Raw genomic sequence first — 18,671 nt, 5'->3', positions numbered from 1 at the left:
CGGGCGGGGATGCCCGGAAAGGAAAAGATATGTCTCACCTGAATTTTCGCTATAGCCTGGCGCATCTCCGGCTCGATTGGGCTTCCGACAGCTGACGCTTTGATCTCAGCTTGCCTCGCTGCCGCATGCCTGCGGCACCAGGGCGCTCGCCGTCCCATAAAATCGAGATATTTTTCATGCGTCAGTTTCTGTCCAGCATTACGCTTGCCTGCGGGCTTCTCGGCATGGCCGCCCCCGCATTTGCGGCGACGACCTATCCACTTTCGATAACCAACTGCGGCCAGCAGGAGACCTTCACCAAGCCGCCTTCGAAGATAGTATCCATCGGCCAGGGGATGACCGAAGTTCTCCTGTCTCTCGGCCTTGCCGACAAGATCGTCGGCACGGCCGTTTGGGTAGGCCCCGTGCTTCCGCAATATGCGGAGGCCAACAGTAAGATCAAAAGGCTGGCCGACAACGATCCGAGCTTCGAATCCGTCGTCGGACGCCAACCCGACCTGGTGGCTGCGGAATTCGAGTGGCATGTCGGACCGCAGGGTTCCGTCGGAAAGCGGGAGCAATTCTCCGACCTCGGCATAAACACCTATATTTCACCAGCCGATTGTGTCGCCAAAGTCAATGCCGACGGCGGAGACGGGGTCCGCAAGCAGATGTTCAGCATGGATCTGGTCTATCAGGAGATCGCCCAACTCTCCGAAGTGTTCGATATCAAGGACCGCGGCGATGCCCTGATCGCCGACCTCAGGAAACGCGAGGCCACCGCTGTGGCATCCGTTGAAGGGGCTGCCGCCAAGCACCTGCCGATCGTCTTCTGGTTCTCGAGCAAGGAGGTGCGCGGCGATGCCTTCATAGCCGGCAAGAACGGTGCTCCAGCCTATATGATGAAGGCCCTCGATGCGCGCAACGTCGTGACGACAGAGGAGGAATGGCCGCTTGTCGGCTGGGAAACGATATCCCAGGCGAACCCGGCCGTCATCGTCATCGCCACCATGGATCGCCGCCGCTATGCGGCAGACGATCCCAAGGTGAAGCTGGACTTCCTGCAGAACGATCCCGTCACCAGCGAAATGGACGCCGTCAGGAACAAACGATTTGTGATGATGGATGCGCAGTCAATGAACCCGACGATCCGGACGATCGACGGCATCGAGGTTCTTGCAAATGGCATCAGGTCCTTCGGTCTGACCCGGTGAGCAACAGCGCAGTCGTAACACGGCGCAGATGGTGGGCGCTTCCGGCGCTCGCCATTGCCGCCATCTTCCTCCTCGGATTTTCGATCAGCCTTGCAGTTTCCGTAGGGGAGATCTCCATCCCGTTGCAGACGACGGCAGAGGCTGTGTCGAACCGCATCTTCGGCACGGGATTTGCAATCGACCGTATTCACCAGGGCATCGTCTGGGATTACCGTCTCAGCCGGGCACTGGTTGCAGCCAGTGCCGGAGCCTCGCTGGCGCTCTGCGGCGCCGTGCTTCAGGCCCTGCTGCGCAACCCGCTGGCCGAACCCTATGTGCTTGGCATTTCGGCAGGCGCCTCGACAGGGGCCGTTTGCATCACGATCCTCGGGCTCGGCGCAAACGTTCTCGGCCTGTCCGGCGGCGCATTCATCGGTGCCGTCGTCGCCTTTGCGCTGGTGGGCATTCTGGCCTCAGGAGCAGGCGGGTCGGGCGAGCGGATCATTCTCTGCGGCGTTGCCGGATCGCAGTTGTTCAATGCCCTGACTTCCTACATCGTCACGACGTCTGCCAATGCCGAGCAGGCGCGCGGCGTGTTGTTCTGGCTGCTCGGTTCGATGAGCGGCGTGCGCTGGCCGGACGTCTATCTCTCCGCACCCGTGACCTTGGCGGGCTTCATCGTCTGCCTCTGCCATGTCAGGGCGCTCGACGCCTTCGTCTTCGGCGCCGACGCGGCGACCTCCCTCGGCATCCCGGTGCGCCGCGTGCAGGTCGTGCTCCTTGGCACGACCGCCGTCATGACGGCGAGCGTCGTCAGCATGGTCGGCTCGATCGGCTTCGTCGGGCTTGTCATTCCGCACGCCGCGCGCTTCCTGGTCGGGCCGTCGCACGGGCGCCTGCTGCCGGCGACCGCCCTTGGCGGTGCGATCTTCATGGTCGGAGCCGATATCGCCTCCCGCATCATCATCCCCCAGCAAATCCTGCCGATAGGCGTTGTCACGGCTCTCTTCGGAGCGCCCGCTTTTGCCGTCATCCTCTATCGTGTCCGGAGGACCCCATGAGCATATCCGTCGACGACGTCACCTATGCAGCCGGCAACACGCTCATCGTCGACGGCATCAGCCTGGCGATCGAGCAAGGCAAGGTTCTCGGCCTGCTCGGGCCAAACGGATCGGGGAAATCCAGCCTGCTGCGCCTGATCTGCCGGTTGCGGAAAGTCCGCAGCGGCATCATACGTCTCGGAGAACAGGATGTGGCTGGCTTGTCGCGGGGCGAAATCTCGCGCCGCATTGGCTTCGTCGAGCAGCAATCGACGACGGACACGCCGTTGACCGTGGCAGACGTCGTCCGCCTCGGCCGCACGCCGCATCGAGGGCTGCTCTCCACCTGGAACAGCGACGACGATGCCGCCGTCGAGATCGCGCTCGCTCGCGTCGACATGCAGACCCGGGCAGCCCAACTATGGCAGACGCTGTCGGGCGGCGAGCGTCAGCGGGTGCACATTGCCCGGGCGCTGGCGCAGGCTCCGACCGAGCTGCTACTCGACGAGCCGACAAACCATCTCGATATCCAGCACCAGCTGGATATCCTGTCGCTTGTTGCCAAACTCGATATCACCTGCATCGTCGCCCTTCACGACCTCAATCTTGCGGCCATGTTCTGCGACAGCCTTGTGGTCTTGCAAGACGGCAAGGTCGTCGCCGCCGGATCACCTGAAGACGTCCTCACCGAACACCTCATCGGCACCGTCTTCGGAGTAAAAGCCCACGTAGAAAAGTCCGCGATCCACGGCCGTTGCCACATCCAGTACCTGCTCGCCTAGGCCTCGGGAGGCGTGGCAAATGTGTGTGTGGGGCCCTCACGGCCAATACTCTGCGCAACATCCGAATGTCGAAGGATAGCGGTAGCCGTGATCGAGCATTTCTGCTGCGTTGCAAGAAAATCTTGATCTTTGAAGGTTGAGCTACGCGCTGAACATTGACGAGCGCATATGACAAATATTTCACCACTCATCCTCTCAATCGTTGCGCCCTGCTACAACGAGCAGGAGGGGATATCGGAATTCTGCCGTCGCTGCGTCGCGGCTGCTCGATCGGTAGCCGGTGAGGATTTCGAGATTGTTTTGGTCGATGACGGCTCAAGCGACGAAACTTGGAATATAATTGCTGCAATGACAGCACACGTGCCCCAGATCCTTGGGGTACGCCTGATGCGTAATCATGGCCACCAGCTGGCGGCTACCGCTGGGCTCGCTGCATGCCGCGGCGAGCGTATCCTCTTGATCGATGCGGACCTGCAGGATCCACCGGAACTATTGTTGATGATGATGCCGATCATGGATCGTGGCGCCGATGTGGTCTACGGCCAGCGTTGTCACCGTCAGGGCGAAACGTGGTTCAAGCGTGCCTCGGCTTCGCTTTTTTACCGTCTTCTTTCCCGGCTGGCATCTGTCACGATACCGCGCGACACGGGCGACTTCCGGCTGATGCGCCGCCGGGTTGTCGACATCCTGCTGGCTATGCCGGAGCGTGATCGGTTCATACGAGGCATGGTCAGCTGGATCGGCGGGCGACAAGTTGCCTTGCCCTACGAACGCGACGCACGTTTTGCTGGCGAAACCAAATATCCTCTGCGCAAAATGATTGGCTTTGCGTTGGACGCCGTTACGAGTTTTTCGACAACTCCGCTGCGTGTCAGTACTATCCTCGGGCTTGCGACTGCGGGCATTGCATTTTTGCTGCTCATCTTTTCGATCGCACGGTGGCTCTCTGGTGACACGATCGTTGGCTGGTCCAGTATCATGTGTGCCGTCACCGCCTTCAGCGCCATCCAATTGATATGCATCGGAATTATTGGCGAATATCTGGGGCGATTGGTGCAGGAAAGCAAACGACGGCCGATGTTCATGATCGAGAGCCTGCTGCAAAATGGACGAGATCTGACGTTAACCAGCGATTTCTCAGATTTAGACGCCGCAGGAAAGCGCAGGGCAATCGCGTCAGCCTTGCAGGATGGAGGCGAACAGCCGGAGAATGCAAGGGCAAGGGCCGTCCGATGAGGCCCGTCGACCTCGTCGTTGATATGCCCACAGATGCACAGTGCGAAACCGCACCGAAAGGAACCGCGGTTTCGGTCCTGCAGAACACTAACACCCCGATTTTCGTCTTCCTCGGCATCGTGGGACTGATGGTGACGGCGTTCAAGTTTCCGCCGCTCCTCGATTATGCGAACCACTATACACGCATGTGGCTGATCGCAGGCGGCATTACGGAAGTCCATCTCGCGCAAATCTATGCGCTCGACTGGCACGGCACCTTCACAAATCTCGGCATAGATCTTATGGCCCGCTATCTTGGACCGCTGATCGGTGTCAACGTGCTGGCACGCGCTATTCTCTTTGCAGCGGTCGTGCTCCCGCCAATAGGCGCCATAATACTGCATCGTACGGTGTTCGGCGGATCTTACTATTGGCAGATCGCAATGCTCTACCTTGCATGGTGCGCGACGCTTATCGGCGGCTTCATCAACTTCCAGATCGGCCTCGGCTTAGCATTGCTGTTTGCATCGGTCGATCTGCATTTACAGGTCAGGAACAGACGGGCGTTATTCGTCTGGCGGCTTCTGGCTTCCCTGCTTTTGACGATAATGCATCTATTCTCACTGGGGTTCTACCTTGCGCTGATCTGCGGCCTCGAAGTCTCTCCCCGGCTAGACCTGCGCCGTTCATTGGCCAATTGGAGCAGATTGGCCATTCGGATAGCGCTTGCCTTCCTGGCTTGCACGATTTTCCCGGTTCTGTTGTTTCTGCGGTCGCCGGTCTTACCTGGGAAGGCGCTGGGATTGGAGACGATGTGGAACGCCACGCCGACCCGGCAGATGATGAACCTGTTCTCGGCGATTTGGACTTATGTCTCCGTGGTCGATGTGATGCTGCTTAACCCTGTAGTCCTGGTCTGCACGAACGCTGCCCGCACCGGCAGGTTCAGGATGCACATGGGGCTCGCGATAGCAGCACTCGGTCTCACCATCATCGCCTGCCTTTCCCCCCGCAGCATGATGGGGACCGGCTGGATAAGCTGGCGCTTTCCCATAATGGCCGCTCTCACTGGCATGGTGATGTTCTGTCCGCTGCCAAAACTGGCGCGACACGAGGCACGTGTCATAATGCTCGCCTTGACCCTCGTTGTCTTCGGGCGCACCGCATGGATAGGCTACAATTGGTGGCAAGGCGAAAACGACGCCAACGACGTCATATCGGTATTGGAATCAGTCCCACCGGGGTCGGCCATTCTACCTCTCGCTCATCTTGTGCTCACCGATCCCCTGGGCGCATGGCAGAGACACTATGCCTGGGGCGAAGACACCTTCCGGCACCTCCCGACATTGGCGATACCCTTCGCACAATCCTTTGTTCCTGCAGTCTTCACAGCACGCGGCAAGCAGCCTCTTATGGTGTTGCCGCCATGGTCTTCCATTGCGGTGCCAGAAGGTAATTTATCATCGACCGGCGTACTGAGTTGCCCTTCTTGGCTCGAAAGAGAATCCGTCCTGGCGCCGTATCTGTCTAATTGGCGACAGCGTTTTGACTATGTTCTTATCATGAACGCAGACCAGCCGGACAAATATGTGGGATATGCACTTCCAGGCGGCCTGAAGTTGATAGGCGACAAACCCTTTGCCCGGCTCTACAAGATTGACGCGAGTTTTGTGACCGATCTCAGCACAACATCGCCTGTAATTTGCCCCGACCCGCTCACCGCTTTTGAGTGACCACGACAACTGCCACGCTCAAAGCGGAGGTCGGGAATTTGCACGGCTCGCCTAAATTTCCTGCGGCGGGTTAAGCCGTTCGTACGGCGGGGAAAATCCGACGACGGTCAAAATCGCGCCGGTTGCGAGGACCTGTGACATGATCGAATTGGAAAACAGGGCCGCGAGGCCCTGTTTTCGGATTTGGTGAAGGCAAGGGGGCCCTATCTTGCAGGGCGCAGCTGCAGTCGCGAGACGCCGGCGGCGACGTTCAGGCCGGTTCCGACTTCCGCACTGAGGGGCTGCAGGCCGAAGTTCTTGGAGTTGCCGCCGACCAGTGCATTGGCGCCGAGACCAAGGCCGACTGAAGCACTTGCCGAAGCTCCGACATAGGTGCCGGCGAGGCTACCCTGTCCGACGCTCGTCGGTGCCGTATTGACGACAATCCAGCTGAGGTAGGACTTGCCGGTGATGCCGACATCGAGACCGAGCTTGCCGATCGTCCCGGTGTAGCGCTCGACCTCGCCGGTGCGCTGCTTGAACTGGCAGGTGACTGCCTTGCTCGAGCCGATCAGCAAGCCGATGCCGCCTGCCACTTCGCAGGAGAGGGTGCCGAGACGTTCCTTCGGTTGCGTTACAACCTGCTTTGCCGGGTGCTTGCGATGATGGTGCGGGCTAGTGGCCGAGGCTGTGGAGCACAGGGCAAGGCTGCCCGCCATGGCGAGGATGAATGCTTTCTTCATGTAATTGATCCTTTTCAGATCTCGTTCAGCACCCGCACGAAGCGAGGCTGTGAGATTTCATGTTGTTTGCTGAGAATTCGGTGTTCAGGGCGCAGGTTCGCCCGGGGCGATCTCGATGGTGCTGTGCACCGCCTTGTGCGTGAACTCAGCCGCAACCTCGACCGCTCTGGCTGCCGCAGTCTCCGAATGTGCACGGCCGCTGAGGGTGACGCATCCGTTCGAGACCTCGACTTCGATCTCGCAGTCTTCGTGGCCGAAGGTATAGGCAAGCAGGCACTCGATTGCGATCCGGGTAGAGCAGTCGCTGGATGCACTGGTGGCCAAGGCGGGGTAGGGCAAAAACATCATCTTGAACTCGCCTCCATGGGATTTTCGGCTCGCCAGATCTGGCGAGCCAAATGATCGTCTCGGTTCGGTGGAGTGGCGGTCGGTTACTTGAGCGCGTCCTTGACGGCGTCCTTGCCCTTGCCAACGGTGCTTTGCACTTCGCCTGCAGCCTTGTCGACCTTGCCTTCTGCTTCCAGCCGCTCGTTGCCGGTCAGCTTTCCAACAGTTTCCTTGATCGTGCCCTTGAGTTCCTTTGCGGCGCCTTCGATACGGTTCTTGTCCATCGTACTATCCTTTCATTCGTGTAGTTTATCCTGACCCCGGTATGGCCGGCGTCATGCGAATGGAGATAGCGCTCGAAACAGGCGTCTTGCAGATTGGAAAATACCAATCCCGCTAGTAGCTAGTGACCTTTTTTCGTCAATTTGGTATTTTTTTTGGCTGGGATCGCAACGTTGGACTTGGGAGATTTGCCCTGGCCCTCGGGCAAACCCGTAAAGCCCCGTTCCCTTGCCCAGATGACCGCTGCCGCCCGGCGGTTGACGCCGATCTTGGCGTAGAGCGAGGCAACGTGGTTTCGGATCGTATTCTTCGACAGGTGCAGGCGTTCTCCCATCTCCTGATCGCTGTGGCCGCTGCAGATCAGCCCCAGGATCTCCCGCTCGCGGTCACTCAGCTCGAACAGTTGCGCCGTCGGCGCGCGGCCGGTCGAACTGTGCTTGAGGGTGGCAAGACGGTCGACGATCGAACGGCTGAACCAGGACGTATCCGCCATGACGCTTTCGATGGCCTCGACGAGTTCGGCCTCGCTGCGCCGTCGCTCCGTCACATCCTGCAGGGCCCAGATGACGCATTGCTGGTCGTTGATTTCCACCCGCTCGGCAGAGACCAGACATTCCGCGGCGCCCCCGGCCTTCTGTTTCATCTGCATCGGCTCGTTTCGAATGATGGTATTGTCGCGCAGCTTCTGCTCGATTGTCCGGCGCGCGGCGACGTCCTCCCAGAGATGCAGTTCGCCGGCCGTCCGCCCGACGACCTCGCCGGCAGCATATCCGGAAATCTGCAGAAAGGCGTCGTTGGCCTCCATGAAGACGAAGTCGTCGAGCCGGGAAATGGCCGCTGGCGCAGGCGACAGCCGGAAGGATTTCGAGAACCGCTCCTCGCTTTGCCGCAGCGCATTCTGAGCCTTTCTGCGACCGTCCAGATCGGCAAAGGTGAACAGCATGCAGGGTTCTTCGACCACCGAAATCGGCTCTCCGGCGACGATCACCAGCCGGTCGCCACCATCGGGCAATGGCACCAGGGCCTCGCGGTGGCGAATGACGCGGCCCTCGTCCAGCTTCGTCAATGCATCTTCGCCGGTTTCGCAGTTGGAAAACAGACCGAGGGCCTCGACGCTCTTGCCGACGACATCTTCCTTGGCAAAGCCGGTCATCTCCAGGAAGCCCTGGTTGACGCGGATGAAGCGGTGATCGTCGAGACGGCAGATCAGGCCGGGCGCCGGGTTGGCGTTGAACGCCCGCTCGAACCTTTCCTCGGCTTCGAAGCGTGGTGTCTCGTCTCGCATGATCAGCACGAGGACATCCGGCTTGTCGCCACCATCCGAGATCGCCAGGCTGCGCACGGTATGCACCCAGACGAGGTCGAGGTCCGAAGACGGCGAGAGTTCCACCGTCACGTCGTCGACCGTCTCGCCCGCGAGCAGGCGCTCGATCGGATATTGTCCTTCTTCCAGGGGATGGTTGTTTCGGTACCGCAGCGTGAAATTGCGGCGGTAGCCCTTTGCATCCTCGCCAAGTTCCTCCACCACCTCGACCCGGTGCATCTTCAACGCCGCTAAATTGGCCCAGGCGATCGAGCCGTCGGGATCGACAAGGATGATGCCGTCGCTCAGCCCGGCGATGAGTTCCTGGAGAATGGAGCGATTTACCCTGGGCGCCGCAACTTCGGCCATATCAACCTCCTCGTTGGAAGTCTGGGCATGTAGGCACTTTTCTTCGCGAGGAAATAGGCACGACGCGATCCGCGCGCTGATGCTGCACGCGGATCGAAATTTCGCGCGGCCGGATTGCAATAGGTCCGGCACGAGGGGGCACGCACGCTGTCCACGCCGATGATACCGCTTACGTGATTTCGTCGCGAACCTGGCCGTGGGCCACCACCGCAAAGAGGCCTGTACCGCCGATGATGTTGCCGATCAGCGCCGGCAGGATGAAACCGCCGGCAGCATTACCGAACGTCGTCTGACCGCTCAGGAACAGCAGCCATGCCTCGCCCGAGCCTGCCACGACATGGCTGAACCCGCCGATTGCAATGACGTAGGTGATGAGTAGGATTACCCAGAACTCGCTGCCCCTTGCATTGGGCAGGATCCAGGCGATCGAAGCCACTAGGAACCCGGCAGGGGTAGCGAGGAGCAGCGTCGTCACGAAATCATGCTGTAGAGCAGTTTTCGAGATATCCAGGGCCGCTGCCAATTGCTCGGGGCCGACGATGATCTGCCAAGCGACAAGGGCTGCCACGAAGAACGTGCCCACCATGTTGGCAATGAAAACCGCCGCCCACAGCCGGAGCAGTCGGCCGAGATTGCGAACTGTCGGGTGCGTGGCCAGCGGCAGGACCGCAGTCACCGTCGTTTCCGTGAAAAGCTGGAGCTTGCCGAGGATGACGATGACGAAGCCCACGGTGTAGCCGAGTGCAACGACCAGTTCACGCCACGGTGCGTCCGGCAGTCGCAAGCGAATGAACGCTTCCGCCAGCGGCGAGATGCTGATCGCCACGCCGGCCGCAAAACCGGAGAACAGCAGCGAGACGATCGGCCGGGCGAGTTCCTCGTCGCCCTGCAGCCGGATCACCTCGTGGACGACCTTGGCCGATCCCGACGTCCGCTCCGAAACCGCCCGCTTGTCATCTTCTGAAATTTCCCGGGAAGGCGCACCCTCGCTGGCAGTCCCATTCTGGTTATCGTGCGGCAAACAAATCTCCTGATGCGTGGTGCAGGCGCTGGTTGGACGCGCGTCGAGCAGGAAGGATATTCCAGATCATCCAGCCAGTCACGCCTACGATGCTGGACCCACCTAGTTATGGCGCTTTCCCTAAATGGAAATAACAAACCATATTCTGCCCAATCAGCGCCTGACTGATTTCGCTGTGCGCGGAGTTCATGGACGTGATTGGAGAAGCAACAGCCGGCCCAAAACTTTGTAATATGCAGCTCCAACTTCTCCTACGGTCAGAGCCACCGTTAGATCTAACGTGGTGCTTCACAGACCAAATGATTAGTCAGGTGGTGGATATGATCTGTTCCTATGCCGCAGCAGCCGCCGATGATCGTCGCGCCTGCTTCAACCCATTGGTTGCCCCATTGGCAGTAAGATTGCGCGTCGAGGTCAGTCCTGACCGCAGAAATGACCTCGTTGGCCGCGCCGTCTTCATCCTGAGAGCCAAAAGCGTTTGCATAGACGCCCAGGGCAAGCGAGGGCACTGCGGCACGCGCGGCCGTGAGTGCGGCAGCCATCACTTCCGGCATCGAGCAATTGAACAGCAGAGCCTCGGCTCCGAGCGCGGCGGCGAGGCGAGCGGCGTCTGCGACAGGCTGATGCGACCGGAGTTGCGGTTCACTCGTCTCTTCGGACGGAATGTCGTCACGAAGCGTGAACGAGAGCCAGAGCGGCTTGCCTGTCTCGCGAACCGAAGCTGCGGCAGCGGTGGCCTCTTCCAGGCTGCTTTGCGTTTCCGCGAGCCAGAAATCCACGTAGGGAGACATGCCGCGAACGAGGACGCCGAGATAGTCGGCCGCCAGTTCGGCGTTGAAGAGCTCAGGCTGGTAGGAGCCGAAGACAGGCGGCAGCGAACCTGCCACCTTCACATCTTTGCCGTCCGCCGCCTCGCGTGCCAGCCGTCCCGCCAATGCGGCAAGCTCCACACCGCGCTCGCGAAAGCGCGCTTCGCCGATGTGAAAGGGGACGATGGCATAGCTGTTGGTGGTGATGACCTTGGCACCCGCGCGGATATAGCCGTCGTGGACCTCTCGGACCATTTCAGGCGCCTCCATCAGCGCCAACGCAGACCACTCAGGCTGACGGAAGGGAGCGCCGATGCGCTCGAGTTCGCGCCCCATTCCACCGTCGAGGATCGTGATATCAGCCATGATGTCTTTCTGTTGTTGGGTGTTATTTGACCGAAGTTCATGGAAGCCGCCGATGGCGTCCGATATCAAGTCCGCGATATGATCGCCAACAGCTTTTTCGGCGTTCTCCGGGTTCCCTGCCTCACGGTGTCGAAGAAGCGCTGGTTTTCCGCAACGTGCGACCGCCGACGACGGGGCTGGCGTGAAAGCCGCGATCTGCTTCCAGCCGGGCGTCAGTGTCACCGAGAAGCAGGGGCCGCGCGCGCATTGCCCTCAGTATAGATGTGGGCGTCGCATTCAGGTGCGGACCTCGAAGTTGTGCAACAAACTACCAGGTATCAGGCTTTGGGCACATGAAATGGTTTGCCAACTCTCGCACGCTTGAAATCAGGCATTTCAAATCGGGCTCGTGGACGACTGCTGCGGCTGCGCCGGGTGAGAACCAGCGAAGTTCCCGTTCATCCTTTTGAGGGAACTCGCTGTCGAGTTCGAGAACGTTGAGCAGATGGACCTGAACAACGGTCAGGACGCTTTCCTCCTCACTCAGCTTTTTCTTGTAGGTGTAGTAGCCGCAAGGCTTCTTGCGGACGCGCCCTCGTACCCCGGCTTCGTGCCATGCCTCACGCTGGACGACCTCGTGAGGTTTTTTCTTGGCAAAGCCCCAGCCTTTCGGAATAATCCAGCGGCCAGAATTACGGCTCGTAATCAGCAGAACCTGTACTGGCTCTTCCCAGCCGGGCACAAGTCTGAAGCAAAGTGCAGCATATTGCTTGTCCGTGGGCGACGATCGCTGCGCGCATCTTCGGCGTTTTTTCTTCTCATTTAGCATTTGCGCGGCAACTCACCGAGAAGGACTGTTTCAGCAACCATCAGATTGCCGGTTGCGACGAAGTGGCGGTGCCTGTGCTTTACAACGGTTGCCATGATCACAAGGGTCAAGGTACCAGCAAGGCCTCCGTCCACGATTGCCATCATGCGAGCCCTTGCGTGGCATCGCTTTTCAACCAAGTCTTGAATGCCTCGACTTCGTCTGTCTGGATTGCGCCGACACCGGCCTCTTTCAGAGCTCCCCAGACCAGACTTGGGTCGCTTAGCGCCCGTGTGTCGTTGTAGGCGAGGCAATGGGAGACATCGAGCGTGTTGATCCACAGCCGGATGTTCTGGCGCTCCAGTTCTTCGCGACCTGCGGCGAGATCCGCGATGTCCGAAAACTTCACTTCGATCATCGGCGCGCGAAGCGGTTCGATACGGCGAAGATCATCTGCAAATTTGCCGTTCGGGCGCACCTGGAACATCGGCATATGCGGTATACGCCCGAACCAGTCCTGGTCGATGAGCGCGAAACGGTCCGCCGTCGGATCGATATCCGTCTTCACCAGCACCTGTCTCTCCATTCCGAGCCTGAGCACCGTATTCATGACTAGCGGCAGATCATGGATGAACTTCGTATCGATGTTGATGGCAACGCGTCCGCGCGCTTCTTCGAGCATTTCTGCAAGGGTGGGCACGCACTCGTCGGTGGCGGCAGCATGCGCTCCACCGGCACCGGCGCGCAGCATGGCGCGCCGCACGGATGAAAACGGGATGTCGCCGACTTTCCCCGTTGCCGTCGTCGTTCGATCGAGAGTTTCGTCATGAATGACCACAAGCACACCGTCGGCGGTCGATTGGGTGTCGATTTCCACCATCTCGACACCAAGCGCTATTGCAGCACGAATGGAGGCAAGCGAGTTTTCCGCCGTCGTCTTCCAAACGCCGCGATGCGCGATGGTGAGCATCGCGGGGTTGTCGCGCGTCGTCATCTCGAGGATGTCGCCGTTGAAAGCAGGAATACGGTCAGTGGCAGGCGCGTGTTGCATGGTCTTCGACTTTCGAAAGGTTGGACGCATCAGATCTTGCCCATGCCCGCTGCCATCAGGTCGTCGCGCAGGATGCGGCCGGCAATGATGAAGACGATGAGCGCGGGAAGGAGGAGGATGAAAGAGATGATCGAGGCCAGCGGGAGCTGTATCGAATAGGGATCGAGATACATGTAGAGCTTGATCGGCAGCGTCTCGACGACGGGTGCGCCGACGATGAAGGACTTGTCGAATTCCTCGAAACTACCGATGAACGACATCAGTCCACCGGCGAGAAGCCCGGGCACGGCAAGCGGCAGTATGATGTGGGCAACGATGCCGGCAGTGCCCGCGCCAAGCGAGCGTGCGGCATGGATCATGTCGTCCGGGATGGTTTCGAGCGTTGCGGTCATCAGCCGGATCATCAGCGGCAAGGTGCCGACGATCTGCACGAGGACCACGCCCAAGATAGAGTAAGCGAGCCCGAGCGTCATAAATAGCTTCCCGATGCCGATCGCCACGACGAGGCCGGGAATGATGATCGGCGCAAGAATGAAGACCTCCACCACCCGCTTGAGGCGGAATGGAAAGCGGGCCATTGCCCAAGCCGTGGGGAGCGCTATGACGGCCGTTGCCGATGTTACGACCACGGCAATCAGGATGCTGTTGAAGGCTGCTCGCAGGAGGCCCGGATCAGACAATATGACCGCCCAGCGGCTTGCGGTATAGTTCTGCGGCACGACAAGCGGCGGCTGCCACCCATCCGCAACGCTCCAGAGGAACATCAGTGCCAGCGGGAGCGCAATGGCAAGAAAAAGGACGCCGTATAGGCCGATCGCCACCGGGAGACGATCTTCCGCCGTGAAGTAGCGGCGACGGCGCGGTGGTGCTGCGGCGGCAATGGAGAGCGTCATTGCTGGACTCCCTTCGCATTTCCGGCACCGATACGGTCGGTCAGCGCGTAATAGGCCATCAGGACCAGAACCGCGAAGAGGCTCAGCAACATGCCCATCGCATAGACCTGCGGGAAGCGTCCCTGCTTGAACTCGTTGACCATCAGCACCGACAATGGCCGGGCGACGGGCGGACCGACGATATCGGGAATCGCATATGAGCCCATCGAGCCGATGAAGGTCAGAAGTATTGCAGCTGTGATGCCAGGCATGGCAAGCGGCACCTCGATAAACAGGAACGTCTTGATCTGCGATGCGCCGAGGGTTCGCGATGCAAAGCGGATGTCGTCGGGAATGGCCGCGAACGCGCTGGTGATGATCAAGGTCATGAACGGAATCTGTTTCCAGACACTGGCCAGAATGACGCCAACACCCCAGTCGTCGCGCACCAGCTTAGGAAGGGCGAGGCCGAAAGGTGCGATCACACGAGCGACAAATCCGCCGCGTTCGAACATCACGATGACCATCAGCCCGACAATAATGCCGGGCACCGCCATGGGAAGTTTGTACAGGCCGCTGAAAAGCTTGCGTCCGAGAAAGCTCCTGCGGATCAAAAGGGCGAGTGGCACCGACACGAGAATGGAAACGATAACGGGCGCGACGCCGTAATAGATCGAGGTCTTGAGGCCGCGCAGCATGGATGGCCTCGTAAATATCCGCACGTACCACTGCAATGTCAAAGCGCCGTCGTCATTGAGAAAGCTGCCAACAAAGGTAGAAAACAGCGGCCCGCCAAAGAACAGCAGCAAATAGCCAACGCCCGGCGCTAGCAACAGCGGCACGAAAAAGCGCCGGTCTCGAAGAAGAACGCCCATCATGCCGCTTCCCTTGCTGGCCGGTCGTCGAGACGATGGGCGACGTCGGGAAGATCGAGCGCGACGCTGCTGCCGACCTCGATCAGATTGTCGGCACCAGCCTTGCTGACCTTGATCACATGGCCGGCGATCGAGATGGTGTAGAGCGCGCTGGCACCCAGGAAGGAGAGGGAGGTGACAGTGCCGGGTCCCTCTGCGTCGACAATGATTTCGATATTTTCCGGTCGCACGGAAATCTGGGCGGCGCCCGCGAACGCGGAATCGAGCAACACCGACTGCCCCCAGGGAAGCCGCGCATGTCTGCCATCGGCATCGACGGCGATGATGTTGGTCTGGCCGAGGAAGCCTGCGGTAAAGGCATGCTTCGGCGAGCGGTAGAGATCAAGCGGCGTGCCAATCTCCACCACCCGGCCTTCGTTCATGACGACGATGCGGTCCGACATCGCCATCGCTTCGGCCTGATCGTGGGTGACATAGAGGCTGGTGGTGCCGATGCGCCTGTGGAGTTCGACCAGTTCGTGGCGCAGCACTTCGCGCAGTTTGGCGTCGAGGTTCGACAACGGCTCATCGAACAGCAGCAAGCCGGGCTGCATGACTATGGCCCTTGCCAGAGCAACGCGCTGCTGCTGCCCGCCCGAAAGCTGACGCGGCATGCGGTCGACAAGTCCGGTCAGATTGCAGATCTCAAGCGCATGGGCAATGCGGCGCTCGCGCTCCACTGGCGCCACCTTTTTCATCCTGAGCCCGAAACCGAGATTTTTTGCCACGGACATGTGGGGAAACAGCGCGTAGGACTGAAAGACCATGGCGATGTCGCGGGCTTCCGGCGGCGCTGTATCGATCCGCCGCCCTGCCAGTCGAATTTCTCCGCCGCTCTGCGTCGTGATGCCCGTCAGAATGCGAAGGAGCGTCGACTTCCCGCATCCCGAAGGTCCGAGAATGGTCACGAATTCGCCCCGCTCGACGTTGATCGAAACCGGATGCAGCGCACGGCTAAGGCCGTAGTCCTTGGAAATATCGGTGATTTCGAGTTCGCTCATGGCTATCTACTCCGGCAGAGGGGCACTGATGGTCCTTGGCCGACGGCGATCACGGCAGGGCTCATAGGCCGACCTGCGATAGCTCGCGTCGGCTGGCAGCTACTGGTTGAGCACTTTTTCGTCCAGCGCCTCACCGAGCGCGGTCGACATGTCCCAGAAGGCTGGCACCGAGAGGCGCGGATAGACGCTGGCCGGCAGCATGTGGGTCTGAGCGGAGGGGAAAATCAGCTTGTCCGTCACGTCGGTACGGGGCGACCGCGAGGCCTTGTTTTCCAATTTCCAAATCTGGAATTCCTTGCTCATCGCCATGTCGATCAGCAGCAGGGCTGCCGCCACATGCTTGGCGTTGGCCGGCACGATCATAGCGTCGCCTGAGCCGACTTGGCCCTTTTCCAGCAAGGTAACACGAAAGGTGTCAGGCAGTTGTTTCGTCGACAGGAAGGTGATGACCTGGTCTTCCCAGACCGTGCCCATGTACAATTGCTGATTATTGATCAGATTGAGCGTGTCGGCATTGCCATTGGTGAGTTCGGCGACGGACAGGAGGCGGCGGTAGTAGCTCCACACCGGATCGAGACAATCAGATTTCATGGCCCAATCTTCGGCTTCCTGCGCGGTCTGGGCATAGTTGGTCAGTTGCTTGCGGCAATCACCGGTGAGGTAGCTGAGCGCCACCGAGTAGATGAACCCGCTGCCGGATCCACCCTTGGATGGAAGGGTGACGCCAAGACGCTTTGGATGCTTCTCGGCCCACACGAGCAGATCATCGAAATTCTTCGGGACTTCCTCCGGCTTGACGAAAGCGCCGTCATAGCCGATCGCCGTCTGATTGAGGTGAACCAACGGAAAGCTGCCGCCGTGCGGCTTGCCGAACACGGTGTCGGCAAGCGTAGGGTCGTAGCTGCTCATATTCGGCAAGATCTTGGTCAGCGCAATATTGCCTATCACGCCTTTCGAAGAGAGAAGCGGAAAGCCTCCCCCTCCCGTGAAATAGGCATCCACCGGCGCATCCTGCCCGGCCTGCTGAACGACAATGAGTTGCTGGTTGGCCTGCTCGCCATTGACGTCGTGATATTCGACGTTGATGCCATATTTGGCTTTGAAGCGGGTGATCAGTTCCTGCCACGTATCGCTGAAGCTGCCAGCGAAATTGTACATCGTTACCGTACCCTCGGCCTTCGCGGCGGGAACAACGATATCGTAGAAATTGTCGCGGGTGACCTTTGCCAGATCGAAGTCGAGATTTTTCATATTCGTATCTGCTGCCATGCAAGGCGAAGCAAATATCGCCAGCAAGGCAATCGCGCAGGACTTCAGTGACATGGGTTTCCCTCAGCCGCATTGGAAGATGGGGTTAAATACTACACCTTAGGTGTAATATTTATGACAGTCTCGTGAAGTGTGCCTGAGAGCAATACTCTCCGTTGCAGATAGTAAGCCTACCCGTTAATCCAGGGGCTATGAATCCAGCAACGGACGCTTCTTTTGAGCTCGATCGTCGCCCTCTCGCCAGCGAGAATGAGCGATTGATACTTGATATCGTCAGACGGCACGGGCCGATCGCGCGTGCGACAATCACCGCGCACACCAACCTGACCCAGCAATCGGTTCACCGGCTGGTGGAGGGGCTGATTGAGCGCGGATTGCTCCAGACCGGAAAACCGCTACGAGGCAGCCGCGGCCAGCCAAGCCCGACGATTGAACTGGTTAAGACCGCAGTCTTTTCGATCGGGATATCTATCAATACCGATTCGGCGGTTTTGTGCATCTCGGACTTCGCCTGTGGCGTTGTTGCCCAGGAGAAGCTTTCGATCGTCCCGCATGACCGCACGGAAACACTGGTCGCCCTGACGGGAACATTGGACGCGTTGCTTTTAAAGCACGGAATTCCGCGCGAACGGCTGATTGGTCTCGGCTTTTCCATGTCCGGTTTCTTTGTTTCGAAAAACCACATTTTCAATGCGCCGGAACCATTGCGGCAGTGGTCGCTGATCGATCTTCAGCCGATCATGGAAAGTGCATTCCGATTGCCCGTCTGGTTGGAAAATAACGGAACCACGGGCGCGATCGGCGAGAGCCTTCGCGGCGTCGGTCTGTGGTGCCAGACATTTGCCTATCTCTCTTTCAACTACGGGTTCGGCGGCGGCCTCATCCTCGATGGCAAGCCATTCCATGGTTTTTATGGAAACGCTGGCGAATTGAGCGGCATCTACAACGCCGATGAGGCAGCGCGCCGGCCTGCGCTTCAGTATCTCATGCAAAGGTTGCTGGAGAACGGCGTTGATGTCTCGTCGGTCGAGATGCTCTGCGAAACGTTCGATCCGGAATGGCCCGGCGTGAGCGACTGGCTGACGGAAGTGATGCCGCAACTCAATCGGCTCATCGCAAGCCTGATTGCGGTCATCGACCCCCAGGCAATCGTGCTCGGCGGCCAGTTGCCCCGCGCGCTCGGAAACATGATGATCGAACGCGCCGTCATGCCCTCGACGCGCAAGCACCGCTACGACATCGGACCGCATGAAGCCAAACTTTTCCTTAGCCAGACCGTTGGCGATGCAGCGGCCATCGGCGCCACCCTCTTGCCGCTCAAAGTCCGATATTTCATTTAGAGGCTATCTCAAGCCATGAACATCCCGACGCTCGCCATGTATCGAGGCTTCAACGCTGGAACCGGCTGGCCAGACTCGAAACCATCTGATGATCGATCGGCCTCATGCGACCATAAATTGTCGTCCATTCACCCGGCTTCTCGTCGCCGGCCGGGCCGCACGTTGCAAATAGGCGATGTGTTTGAATGGCTTTGTACCTAAATTGCATCACTGAATAAGTCGGCGTATTTTCTGTGTAACGGCTGCCGTTTCTGCGGATCGGTCAACGTCCAAAAGCATTCGATAGCCGTTGGCGC

At 59.4% G+C, this 18,671-nt stretch carries 18 protein-coding genes; 6 read left to right on the top strand and 12 right to left on the bottom strand.

Annotated elements, in window-relative coordinates; genetic code table 11:
* The first annotated feature begins 176 nt into the window (after positions 1-176).
* The 5 genes from PR017_RS25125 to PR017_RS25105 all read left to right on the top strand — a co-directional run bounded on the left by PR017_RS25125 (position 177) and on the right by PR017_RS25105 (position 5,942).
* Complete coding sequence (locus PR017_RS25125) at positions 177-1,193, top strand: ABC transporter substrate-binding protein (RefSeq protein ID WP_111221483.1); 1,017 nt, start codon at positions 177-179, stop codon at positions 1,191-1,193.
* A complete protein-coding gene (locus PR017_RS25120; RefSeq protein ID WP_111221484.1) occupies positions 1,190-2,233 on the top strand; it encodes a FecCD family ABC transporter permease in 1,044 nt (347 codons plus the stop codon). Before PR017_RS25125 ends, PR017_RS25120 begins: the two co-directional genes overlap by 4 nt.
* On the top strand, positions 2,230-2,994 hold the full coding sequence (locus tag PR017_RS25115) for an ABC transporter ATP-binding protein (RefSeq protein WP_111221485.1): 765 nt from the start codon (positions 2,230-2,232) through the stop codon (positions 2,992-2,994). The genes PR017_RS25120 and PR017_RS25115 overlap by 4 nt, the downstream gene beginning before the upstream one ends.
* Before the next feature lie 168 nt (positions 2,995-3,162).
* Entirely contained in the window at positions 3,163-4,230 is a 1,068-nt protein-coding gene (locus tag PR017_RS25110) for a glycosyltransferase family 2 protein (RefSeq protein ID WP_111221486.1), read from the top strand.
* Positions 4,231-4,253: 23 nt separating this feature from the next.
* Positions 4,254-5,942 carry a hypothetical protein gene (locus tag PR017_RS25105; protein ID WP_425070059.1) on the top strand — a complete coding sequence of 563 codons (1,689 nt, stop codon included), beginning with the start codon at positions 4,254-4,256 and terminating at the stop codon, positions 5,940-5,942.
* A gap of 203 nt (positions 5,943-6,145) precedes the next feature.
* On the opposite strand, the gene PR017_RS25100 is transcribed toward PR017_RS25105, so the two are convergent.
* The 12 genes from PR017_RS25100 to PR017_RS25045 form a co-directional block, all read right to left on the bottom strand.
* Entirely contained in the window at positions 6,146-6,664 is a 519-nt protein-coding gene (locus tag PR017_RS25100; protein ID WP_111221488.1) for a DUF992 domain-containing protein, read from the bottom strand.
* 84 nt (positions 6,665-6,748) lie between these two features.
* The gene (locus PR017_RS25095; RefSeq protein WP_111221489.1) at positions 6,749-7,012 is read right to left on the bottom strand and encodes a BON domain-containing protein; all 264 of its coding nucleotides are present in this window, start codon (positions 7,010-7,012) and stop codon (positions 6,749-6,751) included.
* A gap of 83 nt (positions 7,013-7,095) precedes the next feature.
* Positions 7,096-7,275, bottom strand: a complete 180-nt coding sequence (locus PR017_RS25090; protein WP_111221490.1) for a CsbD family protein — start codon at positions 7,273-7,275, stop codon at positions 7,096-7,098.
* 119 nt (positions 7,276-7,394) lie between these two features.
* Positions 7,395-8,945: a helix-turn-helix transcriptional regulator gene (locus PR017_RS25085; protein ID WP_111221491.1), complete on the bottom strand. Its 1,551-nt coding sequence runs from the start codon at positions 8,943-8,945 to the stop codon at positions 7,395-7,397.
* A gap of 169 nt (positions 8,946-9,114) precedes the next feature.
* Entirely contained in the window at positions 9,115-9,966 is an 852-nt protein-coding gene (locus PR017_RS25080; RefSeq protein WP_240539077.1) for a formate/nitrite transporter family protein, read from the bottom strand.
* 275 nt (positions 9,967-10,241) lie between these two features.
* Positions 10,242-11,141 carry a homocysteine S-methyltransferase family protein gene (locus PR017_RS25075; protein WP_111221590.1) on the bottom strand — a complete coding sequence of 300 codons (900 nt, stop codon included), beginning with the start codon at positions 11,139-11,141 and terminating at the stop codon, positions 10,242-10,244.
* Between the two features lie 307 nt (positions 11,142-11,448).
* The gene (locus tag PR017_RS25070; protein ID WP_111221492.1) at positions 11,449-11,949 is read right to left on the bottom strand and encodes an NUDIX hydrolase; all 501 of its coding nucleotides are present in this window, start codon (positions 11,947-11,949) and stop codon (positions 11,449-11,451) included.
* A 142-nt stretch (positions 11,950-12,091) separates the two neighbouring features.
* Positions 12,092-12,979, bottom strand: a complete 888-nt coding sequence (locus PR017_RS25065; RefSeq protein ID WP_240539086.1) for a glycerophosphodiester phosphodiesterase family protein — start codon at positions 12,977-12,979, stop codon at positions 12,092-12,094.
* A gap of 29 nt (positions 12,980-13,008) precedes the next feature.
* Complete coding sequence (locus tag PR017_RS25060; RefSeq protein WP_111221493.1) at positions 13,009-13,872, bottom strand: ABC transporter permease; 864 nt, start codon at positions 13,870-13,872, stop codon at positions 13,009-13,011.
* Complete coding sequence (locus tag PR017_RS25055) at positions 13,869-14,729, bottom strand: ABC transporter permease (RefSeq protein ID WP_161959363.1); 861 nt, start codon at positions 14,727-14,729, stop codon at positions 13,869-13,871. The genes PR017_RS25060 and PR017_RS25055 overlap by 4 nt, the downstream gene beginning before the upstream one ends.
* Positions 14,726-15,766: an ABC transporter ATP-binding protein gene (locus tag PR017_RS25050; RefSeq protein ID WP_111221495.1), complete on the bottom strand. Its 1,041-nt coding sequence runs from the start codon at positions 15,764-15,766 to the stop codon at positions 14,726-14,728. Before PR017_RS25050 ends, PR017_RS25055 begins: the two co-directional genes overlap by 4 nt.
* A 99-nt stretch (positions 15,767-15,865) precedes the next feature.
* Complete coding sequence (locus tag PR017_RS25045) at positions 15,866-17,089, bottom strand: extracellular solute-binding protein (protein WP_111221496.1); 1,224 nt, start codon at positions 17,087-17,089, stop codon at positions 15,866-15,868.
* A gap of 137 nt (positions 17,090-17,226) precedes the next feature.
* Here PR017_RS25045 and PR017_RS25040 point away from each other — a divergent pair, with 137 nt between their 5' ends.
* On the top strand, positions 17,227-18,375 hold the full coding sequence (locus PR017_RS25040; RefSeq protein ID WP_111221497.1) for an ROK family transcriptional regulator: 1,149 nt from the start codon (positions 17,227-17,229) through the stop codon (positions 18,373-18,375).
* The last annotated feature ends 296 nt before the right edge of the window (positions 18,376-18,671 follow it).

Origin of the sequence: Rhizobium tumorigenes (assembly GCF_003240565.2) — a bacterium.
GTDB lineage: Bacteria > Pseudomonadota > Alphaproteobacteria > Rhizobiales > Rhizobiaceae > Rhizobium > Rhizobium tumorigenes.
This window is presented reverse-complemented; position numbering and strand designations above follow the sequence as displayed.